The 19,773-nt window shown below is 42.1% G+C and carries 21 protein-coding genes; 9 read left to right on the top strand and 12 right to left on the bottom strand.

Annotation, left to right across the window (positions count from 1 at the left end; translation table 11 throughout):
- Window positions 1-349 precede the first annotated feature (349 nt).
- From RRG12_RS38960 to RRG12_RS38990, 7 genes are all read left to right on the top strand, one after another.
- Window positions 350-493 carry a hypothetical protein gene (locus tag RRG12_RS38960; RefSeq protein ID WP_420762885.1) on the top strand — a complete coding sequence of 48 codons (144 nt, stop codon included), beginning with the start codon at window positions 350-352 and terminating at the stop codon, window positions 491-493.
- A gap of 427 nt (window positions 494-920) precedes the next feature.
- Window positions 921-1,133: a type A2 lantipeptide gene (locus tag RRG12_RS38965; RefSeq protein WP_420762886.1), complete on the top strand. Its 213-nt coding sequence runs from the start codon at window positions 921-923 to the stop codon at window positions 1,131-1,133.
- Window positions 1,134-1,254: 121 nt separating this feature from the next.
- Window positions 1,255-2,265 carry a radical SAM protein gene (locus RRG12_RS38970; protein ID WP_420762887.1) on the top strand — a complete coding sequence of 337 codons (1,011 nt, stop codon included), beginning with the start codon at window positions 1,255-1,257 and terminating at the stop codon, window positions 2,263-2,265.
- A 185-nt stretch (window positions 2,266-2,450) separates the two neighbouring features.
- Entirely contained in the window at window positions 2,451-3,359 is a 909-nt protein-coding gene (locus tag RRG12_RS38975) for a hypothetical protein (RefSeq protein ID WP_420762888.1), read from the top strand.
- Between the two features lie 19 nt (window positions 3,360-3,378).
- The gene (locus tag RRG12_RS38980; RefSeq protein ID WP_420762889.1) at window positions 3,379-4,824 is read left to right on the top strand and encodes an NHLP bacteriocin system secretion protein; all 1,446 of its coding nucleotides are present in this window, start codon (window positions 3,379-3,381) and stop codon (window positions 4,822-4,824) included.
- Complete coding sequence (locus RRG12_RS38985) at window positions 4,811-7,048, top strand: NHLP family bacteriocin export ABC transporter peptidase/permease/ATPase subunit (protein ID WP_420762890.1); 2,238 nt, start codon at window positions 4,811-4,813, stop codon at window positions 7,046-7,048. Before RRG12_RS38980 ends, RRG12_RS38985 begins: the two co-directional genes overlap by 14 nt.
- 57 nt (window positions 7,049-7,105) lie before the next feature.
- Window positions 7,106-9,997 carry an NHLP bacteriocin export ABC transporter permease/ATPase subunit gene (locus RRG12_RS38990; protein WP_420762891.1) on the top strand — a complete coding sequence of 964 codons (2,892 nt, stop codon included), beginning with the start codon at window positions 7,106-7,108 and terminating at the stop codon, window positions 9,995-9,997.
- 107 nt (window positions 9,998-10,104) lie between these two features.
- On the opposite strand, the gene RRG12_RS38995 is transcribed toward RRG12_RS38990, so the two are convergent.
- The 11 genes from RRG12_RS38995 to RRG12_RS39045 form a co-directional block, all read right to left on the bottom strand.
- Entirely contained in the window at window positions 10,105-10,662 is a 558-nt protein-coding gene (locus RRG12_RS38995) for a WGR domain-containing protein (protein WP_420762892.1), read from the bottom strand.
- Between the two features lie 13 nt (window positions 10,663-10,675).
- The gene (locus RRG12_RS39000; RefSeq protein ID WP_221708238.1) at window positions 10,676-11,032 is read right to left on the bottom strand and encodes a hypothetical protein; all 357 of its coding nucleotides are present in this window, start codon (window positions 11,030-11,032) and stop codon (window positions 10,676-10,678) included.
- A gap of 96 nt (window positions 11,033-11,128) precedes the next feature.
- Window positions 11,129-12,751 carry an AAA family ATPase gene (locus RRG12_RS39005; protein WP_420762893.1) on the bottom strand — a complete coding sequence of 541 codons (1,623 nt, stop codon included), beginning with the start codon at window positions 12,749-12,751 and terminating at the stop codon, window positions 11,129-11,131.
- 90 nt (window positions 12,752-12,841) lie between these two features.
- A complete protein-coding gene (locus tag RRG12_RS39010) occupies window positions 12,842-13,054 on the bottom strand; it encodes a DUF2997 domain-containing protein (protein WP_094329347.1) in 213 nt (70 codons plus the stop codon).
- A 2-nt stretch (window positions 13,055-13,056) separates the two neighbouring features.
- Complete coding sequence (locus tag RRG12_RS39015; RefSeq protein WP_420762894.1) at window positions 13,057-13,506, bottom strand: DUF1257 domain-containing protein; 450 nt, start codon at window positions 13,504-13,506, stop codon at window positions 13,057-13,059.
- 114 nt (window positions 13,507-13,620) lie between these two features.
- The gene (locus tag RRG12_RS39020) at window positions 13,621-14,694 is read right to left on the bottom strand and encodes a hypothetical protein (protein ID WP_420762895.1); all 1,074 of its coding nucleotides are present in this window, start codon (window positions 14,692-14,694) and stop codon (window positions 13,621-13,623) included.
- Between the two features lie 156 nt (window positions 14,695-14,850).
- Window positions 14,851-15,120, bottom strand: coding sequence for a hypothetical protein (locus tag RRG12_RS39025; RefSeq protein ID WP_420762896.1), 270 nt, complete (start codon window positions 15,118-15,120; stop codon window positions 14,851-14,853).
- Between the two features lie 117 nt (window positions 15,121-15,237).
- Window positions 15,238-15,654: a hypothetical protein gene (locus RRG12_RS39030; protein WP_420762897.1), complete on the bottom strand. Its 417-nt coding sequence runs from the start codon at window positions 15,652-15,654 to the stop codon at window positions 15,238-15,240.
- A 43-nt stretch (window positions 15,655-15,697) separates the two neighbouring features.
- Window positions 15,698-15,970, bottom strand: a complete 273-nt coding sequence (locus RRG12_RS39035; protein WP_420762898.1) for a hypothetical protein — start codon at window positions 15,968-15,970, stop codon at window positions 15,698-15,700.
- Between the two features lie 359 nt (window positions 15,971-16,329).
- Window positions 16,330-17,307: a DUF5895 domain-containing protein gene (locus tag RRG12_RS39040; protein ID WP_420762899.1), complete on the bottom strand. Its 978-nt coding sequence runs from the start codon at window positions 17,305-17,307 to the stop codon at window positions 16,330-16,332.
- 122 nt (window positions 17,308-17,429) lie between these two features.
- Complete coding sequence (locus tag RRG12_RS39045; protein WP_420762900.1) at window positions 17,430-18,227, bottom strand: hypothetical protein; 798 nt, start codon at window positions 18,225-18,227, stop codon at window positions 17,430-17,432.
- 38 nt (window positions 18,228-18,265) lie between these two features.
- On the opposite strand from RRG12_RS39045, the gene RRG12_RS39050 reads away from it, so the two are divergent.
- Both RRG12_RS39050 and RRG12_RS39055 read left to right on the top strand, forming a co-directional pair.
- Entirely contained in the window at window positions 18,266-18,406 is a 141-nt protein-coding gene (locus RRG12_RS39050; protein WP_420762901.1) for a hypothetical protein, read from the top strand.
- A 39-nt stretch (window positions 18,407-18,445) separates the two neighbouring features.
- Window positions 18,446-19,557 (top strand): IS630 family transposase gene (locus tag RRG12_RS39055; protein ID WP_420762902.1). Its coding sequence is split into 2 segments (ribosomal slippage): window positions 18,446-18,866 and window positions 18,866-19,557, totalling 1,113 coding nucleotides; the frame shifts between segments, so codons are not numbered across the junction.
- A gap of 46 nt (window positions 19,558-19,603) precedes the next feature.
- Here the strand turns inward: RRG12_RS39055 and RRG12_RS39060 are convergent.
- A complete protein-coding gene (locus tag RRG12_RS39060; RefSeq protein ID WP_420762903.1) occupies window positions 19,604-19,750 on the bottom strand; it encodes a hypothetical protein in 147 nt (48 codons plus the stop codon).
- Window positions 19,751-19,773 lie beyond the last annotated feature (23 nt).

Below are 19,773 nucleotides of genomic sequence, written 5' to 3' on the forward strand. Positions count from 1 at the left end.
GAATGCTGAGTCAACTTGGTTCTGGTAGGCGGGTTTATAGCCAAGGTTTGCCGTTGACTAAAAGTGCGGAATACGAGGATGAGTTGAATGATACCGTTTTAGATACTGTGGCGATCGCAGGGAAAAGATTTGATTGGATGCTAGGTCGGTTAAAAGTAAGTTAAATTCTTGGGTATAAAGTGCATCAGATTATCAGCTAGTGAATTTATAGTAACAAAAAGCAAAACCTAAAAATCTAATTTTACCTAAAATTTGTGCATAGTATTCAAAAGTGGCTTTGTAGTAGAATATTATTTTTGCTTCGGGTTTTTATGCGATCGCTATTTTACTTTTTCAGAGATTACAGGGAATGCTGAGTCAACTTGGTTATAGTAGGCGTGTTTATAGCAAAGGTTTGCCGTTGGCTGAAAATGTGGAATATGAAGATGAATTGAATGATAGCGTTTTAGATGGTGTGGCGATCGCGGGAAAAAGGTTTGATTGGATGATGTAGCGGCTAATATTTAGTTTAATTCATTAAGCCTAACGAAAAAATCATAGTCTTACTTAAATTAAAAGTTGTGCATTATATTCAAAAGCCGCTTTGCGTCAAATCGCAACTGAATAATTGCTGATAAATTATTAATAAAGTTATGATGAATTCCGAAAATATAAAATTAAATTTACGATAATTATTCTTTGTTCTAAAAAACGTGCATTGTTTTTATTATTTTTAGTCATTATTCTTTTAAAAGACGGATATCCAGAGTTAGCGTTTTCTTGGAAAAAGTCTGATTTATATTCAGGAACCTTATGCAATTGGCAGATTTTCTAAATTAGAAAATAAGAATTTATAAATTTTTATTTCTGCTAATTGGCATAATTTTTTGAGCCTTATAACTCTGAAAAAACTGGTTTTAGCTAATAAACAAGGAGTAAATATGTCCATTCCAAATGAAAGCCCTGAAAATCAACAGGTCAATGATGCTATAACCATTAATGAAAATGGTGAGGTAGTAATTAAAGATCCAAAACTAGCACAAGCAATTGAAGAGTTAAGCCCAGAAGAGCTTGATGCAGTAGCTGGAGGAAAGCTTGATGCAGTAGCTGGAATAGCCGTATTAGAAACTTGCACTTCTAATAAGAACTGCTAAACCCTAATGAACAATAGCAAGATGCTTTAGATATAATTAAGGCATCTTGTATAAACTATCCTATCAAATCACTTTTCTAACTTCTTGTTAGATAGCAGTTTGTATTAATAAGGTTGATAAAATGGTTGCACAAAGTTTGAAACATAGTAAAGTCAATGAGGATAATCTTCGTCGTGCGCGATTAGTATCAAATCGACAGCTTCAACTCATAATTTTACCGACAGAAAATTGCAATCTTCGATGTACATACTGTTATGAAGATTTTTCAGCCGGACGCATGAATCAAGAGACAATTTTTGGAGTTAAAGCACTTCTCGAAACACGTTGTGCTAATCTAAGTTCCTTGAAAATTTCATGGTTTGGTGGAGAACCTCTAACTGCAAAAGATATTGTACTAGAAATTTCTGAGTACGCTACTTCGCTAGTCCGTAAGTATCCCAATTTACGCTACGAAGGTGATATGACGACAAATGGATACTTTCTAGATCGTAAGATGCTTGCTAGTTTAGCAGATGTAGGAATTAGAGGTTATCAAATTTCCCTTGATGGACCCCGTGAGATACACAACAGAAGTCGAGTTCGCGCGGATGGCGGCAACACCTTTGACAAAATTTGGGCTAATTTACTGGCAATTCGCGATAGTTTAGCACCAGTTTCTGTTGTTCTACGTATACATTTTACTGTGGATACTCTTACACTACTCGATCCTCTAATAGAGGACATAAGAAATGAATTTATGTACGATTCTAGATTTTCGGTTTTTTTCAAGGCAATTGAACGTTTAGGTGGGCCTAATGACGCATCAATAAAGACCTTTTCTCAAGCAGAGAATGATGCAGCAATCAAATTACTACAAACAAAATTGTTCTGCGAAAACCTTGAATCACCACAAAATTTTTATGTAGAGGATGATTATGTTTGTTATGCATCACGTCCCAACTCCTTGGTAATTCGCTCAAATGGTGATGTAGGAAAGTGTACGACCGCTCTTTACGATGAACGAAATAAAATTGCTACTTTACAGGCAGATGGCACGTTAAAGTTAATCTCAGGTCGTCTCGCTCCTTGGCTCCGTGGAATTGAGACACTTGATCCCTCTACTCTAGGATGTCCTCTTGTTAATCTGCCATGAAGCAACGAATACATTTCTCATCTACAACGGCGAGATCAATAGGTATGTCATGTCAGTCGGGGACTGATTTCTACAGCGAACTCCTCCAGACTACATTTGAACATTACCGCCAGGGTTGTACAAAGCCAATACGTGTTGCATCAAATAGTTCTGGTGACTTATTTAATAGTAAGCTGCAAACGCTTATGGAAACAAGCCTGCCACCCATAGATCAATTACTTATCCGTCGATTTAAAAATGCTCGTGATCGAGGTCTGCTTGCTGCTCGTCGAGGAGATATCGTGTCATCTGAGCGGTTCTTTGCAGCAGCGCGTGTACCTCTTCAATTAGATATGTTTTCGCTTGAGGGTAAGCTGCTTTACAAGTGTTGTGTGGATCAGTCAGAAGCTTACCTCGATTACCGTCGTGGTGATTTTGACCGCGCTCGTAAACTAACTGCTGAGGCTTTAGAGCTTAACGTAGTTTTAGAAGAAGAATACGGATACGGAATTCTTCATCTTCACGCCATCGAACTCGTACGTAATTTTGTACGTATCTATACACGATGTATGTGCTTTGATCGCGCTATTGAGCTTGCCTACCAGATTCTTTGCTACCTTGAAGGGACATTGGATATCTTGCCAATTCCGGGTTTATGGGATTACGAGCGTGTTGTGCGTCAACCCCCGGAACTTGTTGCTGTAATGTTTGCAGAAGTAACTGGAGATGTCGCTCTAATCTTGGCAGGAAAGAAACGTCAAATCGATCATGGCTTGTTCGCGCTTACCTCGGCTAACATGCAGTTACAAGTTAATGATAACTGCCATTGGCATCCGCCCTCTTATGCTTGGTTGCTTGTTAAGCAAGCATTCGTACTTAATGATATTCCTACTTTTCTAGAACGAGCATCTACCTTCCTAGCTAAGGGACGTGCCGACACACCACTGCTCTGGTACGCAACCGTAATCGATTTAGTTGCCCTGTGCGATGAGCTTGATTTTACAAACTCTGAATTGTTTAGGCAAGAGGTTTGCACAGATGCAGCTACATGGAAATTCCTGCCTCAAAAGTTTTCCTGCCTGCTTGGTGTCCATCCAAAAACTGAGGCGGCATAAAAATACTCTCAAATAGAAAATGTTAAACCAGAAACGCAGCATATTCCGTAAAGAATCCCTAGAGCGTCTATCTTCACCTGAAAGACTAGACGAACTGATGCAGGTAGTCAACCCCAGAAGTTGGCTACCTCTTGCCGCCTTGGGTTCTATCGTCGGAGTAGCTGTCATCTGGAGCATTTACGGACGCATTCCCATCACTGTCGAGGGTCGAGGGGTACTGATTTACCCAAGTAATGTTGTCCCTCTGCAATCAAAAAGCGCTGGGCAGTTAATGACGCTCAGTATTAAAGTTGGGGATGTGATCAAAAAAGGGCAAGTGCTGGCTACAATTGACCAAGCGGAACTTCGCAAGCAACTGCAACAACAACAGGCAAAACTCACGCAACTAAATTCACAAGACCAAGCGGTTGATTCATTGCAAGGGCAAAGACTCCAACAAGAACAGCGATCGCAATCCCAACAAAGTCACTACCTCCAACAACGTATACTGGAACTACAAGCCATCAGTCCTCTGCTCAAAACCAAAGGCAACACCTCAATTGAGCAGCAACGTCAAGGTTTACAACAACGTCTGGTCCAAGCCCAAGCCTTGAACCCCGTTTTCCTCCAGAGAATGGAAATTCGCAGACAATTCAAAAATGAAGGCGCAATTTCTGGTGATGAAGCACTCACGGCTGAACAAGAATATTTGCAAAACCTGGAAAAAATCTCTGACATTCAAAATCAGTTGAAAGAACTGGATGTAAAAACGACTCAAACAGAAAAAGATTACCGGGAAAACTTGAGTACGATTTCTGACCTGCAAGCTCAGTTGAAAGAATTGGATAGCAAACAGGCTTCTGTGGCTCAACAAGACTTAGTAGATGCTACTGACCGAAAAAAAGAGATTCAAGAAGTTAAGCGGGAAATTGCCCAATTAGAAGTGCAATTAGGCGACAACAGTCAAATTATTAGTCAATATAGCGGACGCATTTTAGAAATCACCCTAACACCAGGGCAGGTTGTTGAAGCTGGTACACGCTTGGCAACTATCGAGGCGGAGAACCCCAAAAGCAAGTTAGTTGGTGTTACTTATTTCCCTGTATCAGAAGGTAAGAAAATTAAACCAGGGATGAAAATCCAAATTACTCCTCAAACTGTGAAGCGGGAACGATTTGGCGGTATTATTGCCAATGTTACTAATATTTCGCGCTTTCCGATTACTAAAGAAGCAGCCGCATCGGAAGTGGGTAATGCAGAGGTGGTGGAAGGTCTAGTATCTCAACAAAAAGATGGTCTGATACAAATATTTTCTGACTTAGAGATAGATTCCAGCACCCCAAGTGGCTATAAATGGTCTTCTTCTACAGGGCCAAAGCTGGCTGTTTCTTCTGGAACTACCACTGTTGCACGAGTCAAGGTAGAAGAACGCGCTCCCATCACTTTTGTTTTACCTATCTTGAGGTCTGTTAGTGGTATCTATTAAATCTACCTTAGTAACACCTTTTAAACCTTGGCAGTACTTACAAAAATTACTGCCGAGCAGAAGCATACGGGTAAAAACACCCACTCTTTTACAAATGGAAGCAGTGGAATGTGGAGCGGCTGCTTTGGGAATTATTCTAGGTTACTACGGTCGGATTGTACCTTTACCACAACTGCGTATTGAATGCGGAGTTTCCCGTGATGGCAGCAAAGCATCTAATATGGTGAAGGCTGCGAGAAACTATGGACTCGAAGCTAAAGGTTTTAAAAAAGAACTCAAGCAATTGTGGGAACTGCGACCGCCTTACATTGTCTTTTGGAATTTCAACCACTTTGTTGTTGTAGAGGGATGGAATAAACAGCGAGTTTTTCTCAATGACCCCGGTACAGGACCCCGTTATATATCTTTACAGGAATTTGATGAGAGGTATACCGGAGTGGTGCTGGTAATTGAACCAGGTGCGGAGTTTGTCAAAGGTGGCCGTAAACCCAGCATGATTTTATCGCTTTCCAAAAGGTTACAAGGTGCTGGGGATGCCTTAATTTATTGCATAGTCGCGGGATTTTTCTTAACTGTAGTTGGGCTGGTAATACCAGTTTTTAGCCAAGTGTTTGTAGATGACATCTTGGTGGAGGGACGGCAATTATGGTTGCGTCCTTTGCTTGTGGGAATGGCGATCGCTGCTATACTCCAAGGCTTGCTAACTTTACTACGGTTACGCTATTTGCGCCGCTTGAAAATCAAATTAGCTGTGGGTATGTCCAGCCGCTTCCTGTGGCATATCCTTCGCTTACCTGTTAGCTTTTACGCTCAACGATTTAGCGGAGAAATCAGTAATCGTACTACTCTCAATGACCAAGTAGCTGATGTTCTGGCGGGACGATTAGCAACTACAATCATCGATACATTTATGGTGTTTTTTTATGCCCTGGTCATGGTGCAATATGACTGGGTACTGACCTTAATTGTAGTTAGCTTTGCTGCCGTGAATGTCTTAACTTTGCAACTAATTTCTCGTCAACGTGTAGACGCGAATCAACGATTGATTCAAGAATATGGTAAAGCTGCTGGTGTATCTATTGCCGCACTTCAAAGTATAGAAACACTCAAAGCATCAGGGTTAGAGTCAGATTTCTTTTCCCGGTGGTCAGGTTATTACACTAAGGCTCTTAATTCCCAGCAGGAACTGGGGGTGACAAACCAGACATTCTCAGTATTACCCACGCTTTTATCCGCCCTTTCTTCGATGTTGTTGCTGATTGTCGGTGGTTTACGGGTTATGGATGGACATCTCAGCATCGGAATGCTTATCGCGTTTCAAGGTTTGATGCTTAACTTTCAGCAACCTGTTAACAATTTGGTCAACTTTGGTACAACTCTTCAAGAACTGGAGGGTAATTTGATTCGCCTTGATGATGTGCTGGATAATCCGATTGGAAAGATAGGGGGAGCAGGGGATGCAGGGGAAGTAAATTCTTCATCCGCTTATCTTGTTCCCAAATTGCAGGGATATGTGGAGTTGCAGAATATTACGTTTGGCTATAGCCGTCTGGAACCGCCACTAATTGAAAACTTTAACCTGTCAATTAAGCCGGGACAACGAGTAGCTTTGGTAGGTGGAAGCGGTTCTGGGAAATCTACCGTTGCTAAACTTGTGAGCGGACTTTATCAACCTTGGGCGGGAGAAGTTTGCTTTGATGGAAAACTCAGAGAGCAGATTCCCCAACAACTGCTTACAAACTCCGTTGCAATGGTGGAGCAGGAAATTTTGTTGTTTGGCGGCACGGTTAGAGATAATTTGACTCTGTGGGATACTACTGTCGCAGATAAAAGCCTGATGCGGGCATGTGTTGATGCAGCGATCGCAGATGTTATTCTCTCTATGTCCGGTGGATTAGATGCCGAACTCATAGAAGGTGCTGCTAATTTAAGTGGCGGACAGCGACAGCGCTTAGAAATCGCTCGTGCTTTAGTGAATAATCCCTCAATCCTGATCATGGATGAAGCCACCAGCGCCCTAGATGCAGAAACAGAACAAATCATTGACCAGAATCTCCGCCGCCGAGGATGCACCTGTATAATTGTCGCTCATCGATTAAGCACCATCCGCGACTGCGATCAAATCATCGTCCTCGAACGCGGAAAGGTAGTACAACTTGGCACTCACAAAGAATTGTGGCAAGTGGATGGTGCATATTCGCGCTTGCTAGGCACCCAAGGGTAGAGACGGTGAGCAGTAAATTACTATAAAACATTTAAAAATCTAAACCTAAAATCTAAAATGCTAATACAGGGGCAAGTTTATATAGTTAATGGCAATGAACCGATTCTACTGGATGACCCTTCACGGGTGTGGATAATTCAGTCTGGCTCTATGGCTTTGTTTGCCATTACAGTTAAAGATGGCTCTATTGAAGGGACACGCCGTTATCTGTGCAGTATTAGCCAAGGTGAAGCACTTTTCGGAACTGCTGCTAAATCTGCTAATCAGCATCGTCAGATTTTGGCAGTTCCAATTGGTGAGACTGAATTACTGCAAATACATAAGGAATGTTACTGCGAGTTAATAGCCAGTGGAGATGCTAAGGCGATCGCGTGGATAGAAAATTGGTTGTTACAAATTGGTAGTGTATTGTCCCAGATTACCATGCCAGCAATTCATGTAAAAGGTGAGGGACAATCACGATTTTCCTTAAACAATGGTCAGACTTTTCAGCCAAAAACAAGTGTCACCTGTTGGGTTCAACTGACTCAAGGGACTGTCCGCTTTCTGGGGTTTGAGGAATTAATTTTAACCACATCCACTACACCATTCCCCCTGACTGACAAAATGTGGTTAGAAGCAGTGGAAGGGGCGCAACTTACTACTAAGGCTACTAACGAATTCCAAAATTCAGATATCCTTTTAGCTGGGTTATCTCAACTGCACACTCAATTGCTACAATGCCTTAACCTGTTAGATGAGCGGGAAGTACAGGCAGAGATCACACGATTGCGCGATCGCCAACGCCTGAATCGTCAAGTTACAGCCCAAGCTATAGGCTCTTTAGCATCAACATTAAGTTCCCAAGATGGTGACTTTTTCAATGAAGGTACTCCTTTGTTAGTTGCTGCTGGAGCCATAGGAAGAGCTATGGGTGTAGAGATTCGTCCCCCGTCTCGCTCCGAAAACCTCAAGCGAGTTAAGGAGCCATTAGAAGCAATTGTCCGGGCTTCACGTATCCGAATGCGGCGGGTACTGTTGCGAGATAATTGGTGGGAGAAGGATTCTGGGCCAATAGTTGCCTATACCCAGCAAGATAATCGACCAGTAGCACTGCTACCAGTTAGTGCAACTCGTTATGAAATTTTTGACCCAGTTGAGCATACCCGCTTTCGAGTGGATGAGCGTATAGCTGCAACGCTGACCCCTGTTGCCTATATGTTTTACCGCTCTTTACCTGATAAGGTACTGCAAGCTGTTGATGTACTGCGGTTCACACTTAAAGGACGCAAGCAGGATCTACTAGTAATTTTGTTTACGGGTATTGCCGTCACATTACTAGGGATGCTTACACCTTATGCCACGTCAATTATTATAGATAACGCAATTCCTGATAGCGACAGAGGATTATTGCTACAAATAGGATTAGGATTACTTGTTGCAGCGTTGGGGACAGGTCTATTTCAGCTAACTCAGGGATTTGCTCTGCTGCGAATTGAAACGGCTGGGGATGCTTCCACTCAAGCTGGTGTCTGGGATCGTCTGCTTTCCTTACCAGTATCCTTTTTCCGAGAGTACACAACCGGAGACATCTTCTCCCGCGTATCATCGGTGAGTACGATCAGCCGACGAATCAGTGGGAGAACCTTAATCAATCTCCTTACCAGCTTGTTCGCGCTGTTTTACTTAGGACAGTTATTTTATTACAACTACCAATTAGCTTTGATTGCAGTTGCCTTTGCCATAGTTGCGATCGCTTTCACTACAGTCTCTGGTTTACTATTGCTATCTAAGGTACGTCCGCTTTTGGAACTGCGGGGCAGTATTTTTGGGCAAACGGTGCAACTAATTAACGGCATTTCCAAATTGCATATTGCTGGGGCAGAAGAACGTGCATTTGCGGCTTGGAGTAAAAGCTATACTCGACAAATTAAGCTAGAACTTAGTACACAACGGGTTGAAGATGCTGTTGCACTTTTTAATACAGTAATGCCTATATTAACGAATGGTGTGCTTTTCTGGTTTACTATTAGGCTTCTGGAAAATCCTTCAACTTCAGGAGCTATTGAACTATCCCTTGGAACTTTCCTCGCTTTCAACGCCGCTTTTAGTAACTTTACTAGGGGAACCACAAACCTCAGTAATACAGTTACTGAAATTTTGCAAGTTCTTCCCCAATGGCAACGCACCCAGCCTATTCTTTCGACTGTACCAGAAGTGGATCTGTACAAAACCGATCCTGGCAGACTTATCGGTAATATTAATTTAGAACATATTACTTTTCGTTACCGCAATGATGGACCGGTGACGCTGGATGATGTGAGTATCTCTGCCGCTCCTGGGGAGTTCATTGCCTTAATAGGTAGTTCTGGCAGTGGGAAATCGACGATTCTGCGATTACTACTGGGATTTGAAACTCCAATTGCGGGTAGCATCTACTACGATGGTCAAGACTTATCCGGGTTAGATGTAAATGCAATCCGCCGACAGTTAGGTGTTGTTTTACAAAATGGTCAGCTGAGTTCAGCTTCAATTTTCGAGAATATTGCAGGCGGCGCTCAGATTACTTTAGATGAAGCTTGGGAAGCGGCGCGGATGTCCGGGTTCGCTGACGATATCACTGCTATGCCAATGCAGATGCATACTGTGGTGAGTGAAGGAGGCGGTAATCTTTCTGGAGGGCAACGACAACGGTTATTGATTGCTCGCGCTCTGGCATTAAAACCCCGTATTCTTTTATTTGATGAGGCTACCAGTGCGCTCGATAACAGAACCCAGGCGATTGTTAGTGAAAGTTTAGATAACTTACAAGTTACCAGAATTGCGATCGCTCACCGATTAAGCACTATCCGCAACGCTCACCGCATTTATGTACTCCAGGCAGGCCGAGTTGTACAACAAGGGACTTTTCAAGAGTTAGCTGCTGTTGAGGGGCTATTTGCCCAGTTAATGTCTAGGCAAATGGCATAGCTAGCTGAGTTTTGTGGGAGAAAAGTTAGGGATGGAAAGTACTTTTAATCCATCCCCTTAAAAAAAAAAGAGCATGGCTAGCTTTTTGCCAGTCATGCTCTCTGTATTTACAAATGTCGCCAGAAGTTCTTACTGATAGTCTTAAGACTGACTACCTTAGTTTCTACTGTTGTTTCAGGAGCATGACCAACAGCCACCGCAGCAACTTGTGGTGCAGGAGTGGCTAACAGAGAATCGAGCAACTCTCGCTGATAATCCACATCTGCCACTGTTTGGTATATTGCGTAGGGAGCAATTTGCATCCCCAACGGCGTGGGTACGATTTTTAAGTATTGATTAAGGAGTTGAATGTAATGCTGATCAAAATTCCGATGAATCACATAAGATCGTATTGCATTAAGCAATCCAATAGCTCTCTCAATTTCGTAAACATCACAGGTATCTATTTCTGGCTGACTTTCGCGGTAGCCTTTACCTTTTTTCTCGGCTACCAGATTGTTAAATTTACTAACCGCCCTCTGATGATTGCCTAATGTGTGAACTTTGGTTTGCGCTTGATAACCAACTCGCCCCCACTGGACTGTCAAATTCCCATCTTCGACAATGGCCGCCCAGAATTTATTGCTGTTTCGGATAGCATCAACAAAGACTAAATAGATTTCCATGTTTTTAACCCAGTCAACTCGCTAACTTCTGGGCATTGCCCCATCGAATTTGATGTTGTAGTGCTTCAAGTAATGTTTCCGCTTCCAGAGTTGTTAGTCCATTTAAAACAGAGCAGACATCCTCAAACAAGTTTTTATACAATGGATATGAAACTAATAAGCCCAGATTAGACAATGCATCCTCAAGTGCCTCAGCAACAGTATGCTTAGTAGAACTGTCTTTTTCTAACGTAAAAATGTAAGTTGCTAATGCCATTCGGAGCATAAGCTTAGTTTCTCTGTCCAACTTCTCTAAATACACACCATATTTATCAACCAGTTGGTCAATAGTTGGAGTCTGCCCGTAATAAGTAACTAAGTCTGTCGTCATGTTTATTCGCCTTATTAAGTATGTTAATTGATTGCTTTCAATTACTAAAAGAAAGAGTGATTGCCCCCATAGAATCAGGAGACAATCGCTTTCTCATCAGTTCAGATTGCGAAACTTAGCAGCACGCAAAGATTGAGTTTTCGCTGCAACCACGGGACTGCTAGCCCGTCGTGCAGTGGATGCCCATGCCTGCATTCGTTCAACCGCCGCCGCATCCTGAATCGCAAGCGGGGTAATGGTTTGACGGCAGGTTTCGAGGTCAGCAAGCGTTACCTGCTGCGGTCTATCCTCATCGAATGCCAGCAGAGCAGCTTCCGAAGCAAGGGTTTCCAGTTCTGCGCCTGAAAACTTTGCAGTGTTGGCAGCGATCGCTTCGAGGTACTCCGATTCCAGATGAATGCCAAAACGTTGTAGATGAATCCCCAGAATCTGGACTCGCTCAGGCTCCGTGGGAAGATCAACAAAGAAATTTTCGTCAAATCTTCCCTTCCTCTTTAGCTCACTTGGCAGCGCAGAGGGGTCATTGCAAGTTGCCACGACAAACACACCACATTGTGATTCAGACATGAATGTAAGGATATTGCCCAGAATCCTCTGTGAGACTCCACTAGTGTCACCAGTACCCGAAAGTGCTTTTTCGATTTCGTCCACCCACAATATGCACGGGGCAATAGCTTCGGCAGTTTTCAAAGCACGTCTGACATTCCCTTCAGACTCACCTACCAGACTGCCCAAAAGGGATGCAATGTCTAGCTGGAGCAATGGTAAATTAAGGATGTTAGCAATGTTTTTAGCCAATAATGTTTTACCTGTACCGGGAGGCCCCGCAAGCAACACACCTTTTGGTTGAGGCAAGGAAAGCTCACGCGCTTCTTGTGTGAACAGCCGCCGCCGTCGATTGAGCCACTCGCGCAACAAATCCAATCCTCCAAAGGAGATGCTAGCAGGCTTACCCAATTCAATACCCATTTGAGACAACAGCCGAGTTTTATACTCGACTGCTTGGGGTATGAAATTACTATCAATTAAAATCCCATCTGATGTTAGATTATGTTTGACAGTTAACCGCAGGAAGTCGCTAATTTCCTCCAGAGTTAATCCCAAGGCAGCACGAGAGAGAGATTCAATTTCACTTTTGTTGAGGGAAATTGTAAAAGTCAATTCCTGTTCAATAGCAGACTGTTGTAGGTCATGCAAATAAGAATTGATATGTTCAAGTATTTGCTCAACTCCTGGTAGAGGAATTTCACAATAAGGGATTAAGCGTACAAGTGACTCATGTAATTGAATGTTTTGACCCAGCAGCACAATGCGTTTATCAGTCGGTTTGAGACGATGGTAGAGATTTTTTACCTTGCTAACCACCTCCCAAGATAACGAAGGCGAATTCTTACCAATAAACGAGTGAATGTCACCTAAGATGAAGATTCCATCAGCACTAAAATTCGCAATGTAATCAAACACATATAACAATGGATCAGCATGTGGTGGTTTCTTATACTCTGCAACTGGCTTAAACACCAATCCTCCATCTGCTGCGATTAAACATTGCTCTAAGGTTGATACTCCCAGATTCCAGAAGAACACAGGACTTGAAAGCTTATTGTTAGCTTCAGCAGTTAACCACTGAATAATCGTCGCTTCATCGGGCGACAAGACATCAACCGCAGCAATGGGTATTTGTGAATCGAGTGTGGAGAGAAGATTTGAGAGTTTCATGTCAATTATTCAAATATTTCACTTATGAAATGGCGAAGCCTTTATGATCAGCAGTTACCAGCCGAGTTAAGACTGGTAACTGCTGACTGATTACTGGTGCAACCGTGCTTGACTGCTTAGGGTAGTCCGAAGTTGTTGGGTTTGGGCTTCGTCCTTAAACGTGCGATCGCTCTCGCTCACAACTCCCAATGCGGATTCAAACGGTTGTGTAGCCGATAAACAACTCAAACCCTCAAATCCCTCAGCCTCCACTCGAACTTCACCTGTAGCATTGTCAAAATGAATCAGTATTGAGCGTTCCATATTTATCTCCTTACATATTGTTGAACTTCTTGATGTCCAGCAAAAGTCAGCCGTAGAGTTTGCACACTTCCGTTAGTTGATTCAGCGATCGCACATTCACCAAATTTTTCTTGTAACTCGGCAGCTTTGACACGAACCAAATGCTTACCATAAGCCAGCATTAGTTTATTGCTGAAAAAGTCTTTGCCCAGCTTCGGAACTGTTTCATAACTGTCGTGTATTACGTCGTACACGCCGCTTGACTGATTCCATTTGAAACCGATGTCTGCACGGGCTTGAATTGTGCGACCAGATACGATGATTTCAGCACTTTGTCCTTGAGAGCCACTGTAGTAGCCTTTTAGTGGCTGTGCTTCTTCATGAACTTGCGGTGATAGGTTTAGATCCGTGAGTGCAAAAATAAGACATTCACGGTTAGCAAGTTTAGTTTTAACTGTTGAGAAATGTGACATGAGAATCTTGTTCCTATAGCGGTAGAAGTGCGGTATTCTTTTGAGGTGTATATGCATATTCTTGTTTAAGATGCTAGTCTTGAGCGAATGCACCCTCGCCCAAGACTGGTTTCTTTACCTGAATTTGAACGCACTGACTGTAGCTTTTGATAAGCCCACGTCGTCAGTCGCAAGTGATTGTAGATTGCGTTGTTCATCTAACAACTTGATGCGGATCTCTTGCATTTTTTGCTGTAATTGACTGCGCGTATCAGAACCGAGATTCTTGGACTCAATCGCTGGATCGTTAACGATAGAATCTAAGTGCGCCATCATCGCCTCCAAGCTACTGCCAGCCTCCGGGTCAGCATTCGCTAGTAGTACCTGAACCTTCATCAGATGGCGTTGCATCTTCTTTTTAAACTGGATTGGCTTGCGTCCTGGCTCCCAGTCGCTCAATTCTTCAAGCAATTGGGCGGCAAGTTGTTCACCACCTGCCAAGGCTGATTCCCGTAGCCTTTGCTCCAGATTTTGGTCATACTGTTGGATGAACTTGGTAATCTGGTCAAGACATTCGGATTGTTGCTGATTGAGTTGTTCAGAGAGGGCAGGGATAATCACCGGGCGACCAATAATGACTTGCAAATAGTCTTCAAGATCGGTCAGAGTCGGAAATGCTCTTAGCAAGTTGGCTTTGACTGACTCTTGCTTATCCTGTGCTAATTCCCAGGTGTTAAGTGAAAGGAACTGATCAATGCGCTCTTGATAATCAACAAGTCCTGCTTCGTAATCAGCTTTTAATTGATTACGCAATCCAGGGGCGATATTATCCCTAATATTGATTAACTGGTTCCAAACGAGTGGAGCTAAATCAATCGGACAAACCCAATCGCCAGTATCAGCAGACATCCATTCTTGAACTGAAGCAATTTCTTGCCTTAATTGGGCGGCAGCTTCATCTAGCTTTTTGAATACCTTAATACCACGCAAACCGACTTCAGAATTTGTGACTTTAACGAGGTCTGATTCAATTTCAGAAACTTCAGCTTGTAGTACATCTGCCCATTTAGGAGCAGCCGATTTTGTACTTTTCTTTAACTGGATACGGAAGCGAATACGGGTTTTATTTAACTGTGAGAAATTGTGGCGCTCGACTACTGCATTAGTTAGAAAATTTGTAGCGATAGTGTTGTCGATTGCTTGTACCATGATTATTTACCTCAATCATTATTTTCACTCTCGATTAAGCGAAGCTCTCTTTGTGACTATTTGAATGTCTTTAGTAGCCCTATAGATTACTTTCTTAGAGCCTTTTTGTAGCCGAATATGCCTTTTAATGACTGGTGGTTTATGTATTGACATAACTCAAAATAGTTGAAGTTGCTGTGAATTATTCTGTACCACAGGCTTTTGATAAACCATGCCTTCGACCTCATAACAGCGAGTCATGAGTTTGTTTCGGTTTAGTCGAAAGCTGGCTTTTTTTCTTTGATTTGGCAGAGGTACAAATAGATACTGTGGATGTTGGATGCTACCCTCATCTCCCAAATATCGACAATGTGTACCATTAATTTGGTAAACTTTTGATGAGCTTAACAGTGTCGCGTCATACACTTTGATCAAATTTGTTTCCATCTGATTAGTATTAAACTAGAGTGTGTGATAATCTTTTGTGGAATCGATTTTTCTCTACAGTTAGACTGATTGAATCTGACTGTAGAGTTTTTCACGCATAATCTGATTCTTCTTTCGTCAAGCAGCAACTTTTTCTTTTTTCGGTTTAGACAATCTAGAACCGCTCCCAGAAGTACGTTTAGTTGTTGAAATCGGTGGGTTAATTTGACCGAATGGAGTCTGGATCTTGAGGTCAGCTTTTAACTCTGATTGCAGTAATACAAGCTGAGTCAAATAGTAATCAACCTCTTCTAGAATCTCAGCTTCTACTTCTGCCGGTGAGAGTGGTGTAATCTGATCTGATTCCAAATATTTAACTTCTTCGGTATGGCGAGAAGTCATGACAATATAGCGATAGCCATGACCGCAATTCTCAGCTAATACGCTATCGTGTGGTAATACTTCAATACCAATGACTTTGCCTTGTTGAGTACGTTGTCCAACATTAAACTTTGGGATTCCATAACCGCGTGGAAGTGTGATTGTTGGTTGCATATTCGTTACCTTTGCATTAATTATTGATTGAAAGTGACAAATACTACAGATAGAAATGCTCAAAAATCTGATTGAGTTTTTCTTTTAATTCATCTGACAGAGCATTAAAATCAAACTCGTCTGATTCCCAAACTTGATCCAAGCTTGTAGATTCATCAATAATGTTTGCAATCAAACAAGATTCATTGTCATAGTTCCAGCCATTTGCTAAAAGCCACGGCAGAATTCCTTTAGATTGCAATAGTTTCTCAATGTCGAACAAGTCAGAAAACTGCTGTAAGTTTTCGATACTAGGGTGAACGATTGTTATAGTCATTTGTTGCTATTGGTAGTAGTGATTACACAGCAGAACAAGAAGAGGGGGAAAAGGTTAAAGGGATTCATGAATTAAAGCATGTGTAGAATAGTAAGGTTTAACCTTTCCCCTTTACCCTTCTTCATTAGCTGTAGACAAGACTTGAGAACTGATTGAAGAAGAATTCAGCTATTCTGAATCCAGGAGTCAGAATGGATGAGTGGTGGGTCTGAATCCCCCACTCGCACAGAATTCAATTCTGAATTCTGGCTCCTGACTCCTGAATTCTGTTCGTTAAATATGCTTCCCTAATTGAAGGTAAACAGGGAAGCATAAAGGCGAACACAATTGCTGCAATCACCTCAACAAGTATTTAGCTATTAAGAAGGCACATCTTCCCAATAACCAACTTCATCATCATAATTTGCTTGCATAGACTGCAATTTGTTGACGAAGTTAGCAAATTCTTCGTTAGTTAGTGACTGCCTTCCTTTTTTTCCATAATTGTCCATGAGAAACTGTTTGCCCTTTTCCTCTTTCCAACCTAAAGCTTCAATTAATCGTTGCGACTCCATCATCAATTGATTGCGATCAAGTGCATGAGACGTATGCTTTGGTAAATTATTGTTAGGCAATCCTTTTTTCCACCAATCGCAGATGGAATTATGCACAAGGGCAATTTCTTGAGCTATTGGTTTCTTGCCAATACAATAACTTTCCCAGTCTGGCGCAGTTGGCTTTTCGTATCCGCTACATACACAGGCGTTGGAAGTTTGCCCCCCTTTCTCACGTTTCTCTGTTTTCAATATGGGACAAAATACCCACATTGAATGCCAAAGTAAATTCTTCGGTTGGTGATGTTTGCCTTGAAAACTTGCATAAGCTTGTTCGCAGGTTTCACGGAATGCCATTAGTTGTTGATCAAACGAAACTTGAAACACTCCCCAAGCAGTTATTTGTACTGGTGCGATATGAAGAGGTAGATTTTGGGCATCGACGAAAATCACCATATACCGCCTACCGAATTTGTAGGCGTTTTTGTCCAAACCATCACTGCTACGCCAAACTCCAATCACCTTTCTATCGTTTCCGTATAGCAGAGGCGATCGCCCAATCACAAGTATTCGTGGTTGTCTATAAAGAGCGCCAGGAATGCCTATCTTTTCATCGTTTTCGTCCAACTTGTTAGTAAGAACTTTATACTCTTTCCCACCAACTAGTTCTTTATTTTCGTACCATCCTGCTAATTGTTGATTTTCGTAAGCAATCCAAATGCCTGCGGGTGAAGGAATGCTTTTAGCTGCTGGAGTCTTTTCGTATGCTTTGTGTTCAGCAGAATCAAAGTCAAAAGCTGTCATAGTAGCTGCTGCCTTTCTTTAATGTTAGTTTTCGCAAAGAATAAGCGAAGCTTTAATTCTGAGTGGCGAATGGCACTGATTTTAAAATAGTGGTGGAAGAGAATTTTCTTCCACCATCCTATTTACGCCGCTATCAACTCCTGATTAACTTTCGGCAGTTCAATCGGAGCAGTTGCCCTGGATAGAACCTCTACAGCCTCTTTTATGCTCCAATACCGTACTCCATCCCCACACCGCCAATAGTAAGTCTTGGGGTCGTTTTCCCATAACTCATCAGCATTTCTGACCTTGAAGACAATTCCCAAGAATTCACCATCTAGATATACGTTGTGAGCCGTCTGAAGGTCAGTGCGTCCTACATAAGTCAGTCGGTAGTTGTCCACTGGTTCGCACAAGTCTTCTGCACGAGTCCCGCGATACCCACAGTTACCGCACCCATGACCTTCGCAGTCTGGACAGATGGCAGCAGGCATATTCCACTTCGGCAGTGTAAAATCCCATTCAGCCGGTGGCATTAATATTCGAGCCTTGTGAGAGATATAACAACCAGCGTGACCGATTACCTTATCAGAATGGTATTGGACGCTTAACGATAGCCAATCACAATCACCTAACAAGCTAATTTTCTCAGAAGCTTGTTTTAATTCCTCATCTTCCTGGTGATTGCACTTTACTGGAGCAGAAAGACTCGCTTTTACCTCTGCAACAGCACGTTTGAATGATTGTTTGTGGTAACGAGCATAGCCGTGGGTCATTTTCACCCACACAATATCATCATTGTTGATCCAGATAGTTACTACATCTTCGGGCTTGCATTCTTTTGAATAGTCCGATTGATTGACGATAGTTGCAATGATTTGGCGATCCTGCGTGGTTAGTGGATCTTTTGTTGGCGTAGGGGCTGAAAGTTGTGTAATCATTAGAAATACCTCTTGTTTGGGGTAAAAAGGCGATCGCTGTGTTTACCAGACGTGGGCGATCGCTTTTGTTATGTGTAGTAATTGATGTTGTGGCAAGCCACAACACTCTCAATCTAGAATTGGCGAAGCCTAATATTCTCTTGCTCCTAGTAGTCTGCCAAGGTAACTTTGCTAAGTAAAACCTCTAATTGGTAAAATAGCCAAAAACGGGGTATAACATGGCGAAAAAGTATATTGTTGACTTGAATGAAGATGAAGTTTCTCAACTGCAATCGATAATTAAAAAAGGTAAGCATAAAGCAAGAAACATAACCCGTGCAAACATTCTTCTGATGGCTTCGGAAGGAGAAACTGATCAAGCGATCGCTGATACAGTTAGAGCGCATGTTGCAACAGTGCAACGAATACGAGAAAAATTTGTCATTGGAGGGCTAGATTTTGCTTTAAAGGATGAAGTTCATCCACCAAAACCCAAAAAGTTGGATGAAAAACAAGAAGCATTTTTGATTGCAACTGCTTGTTCTAATCCACCAGTTGGAAGAGTACGTTGGACAATGCAATTATTAGCAGATCATTTAGTGAACGTTGGTATTATAGATTCAATCTCAGATGAAACAGTACGTCAGACTTTAAAAAAAATGAAATCAAGCCTTGGTTGAGAGAACAATGGTGTATTCCTGAAGTAAATGCTGAATATGTTTTCCGAATGGAAGATGTACTGGATTTATACAATGAGCCTTATGATCCTAAACGCCCTGTAGTCTGCTTTGATGAACGTCCCTACCAATTAGTAGAAGAAGTAAGACTTCCTTTGCCACCAGAGCCGGAGCAGCCTGAACGTTATGATTTTGAGTATAAACGTAACGGGACAGTAAATTTATTTGCGTGTTTTCAACCCTTGGCAGGCTGGCGGCATATCGAAGTTACAGAACGTCGAACTAAAGCTGATTTTGCTCTTCAGATGAAAAATTTAGTAGATGTTTGCTACCAAGAAGCTGATATTATTCGTTTGGTAGTTGATAATCTGAATATTCATACCCCCAGTGCATTATACGAAGTTTTTCCACCAGAAGAAGCACGTCGAATTATTCAAAAATTAGAGTTTCACTATACTCCTAAACACGCTTCTTGGCTGAATCAAGTAGAAATTGAATTATCTGTTTTATCTCGCCAATGTTTAGAACGGCGTATTCCTAATGCAGAAACATTAACTTCTGAAATTGCCGCTTGGGAGAAAAAACGTAATCAGCAAAAAGCCAGCGTATATTGGGGTTTCCAAACCAAAGATGCTCGCCGAAAAATGCAGCGTTTATATCCGAATCTAACCTAGCAAAGTTGGCTTGGCAGACTACTAGCTTCCTGCATATTCTCTTTACTTACTTTTGTTTCAGCACTAGTAAAGTGATATCATCAAACATCTTTTGCACGCCCAGATGCCGCCGCCAATCCTGAATCACTGCTTCTCTAATCTCGATAGCACTTTTTTTGCGGTAGCGCTTCACCATTTCACACAGGCGATCCATTTCATACTGTCAGTAGACCTAAA

This window comes from Nostoc sp. CALU 546, assembly GCF_048836525.1.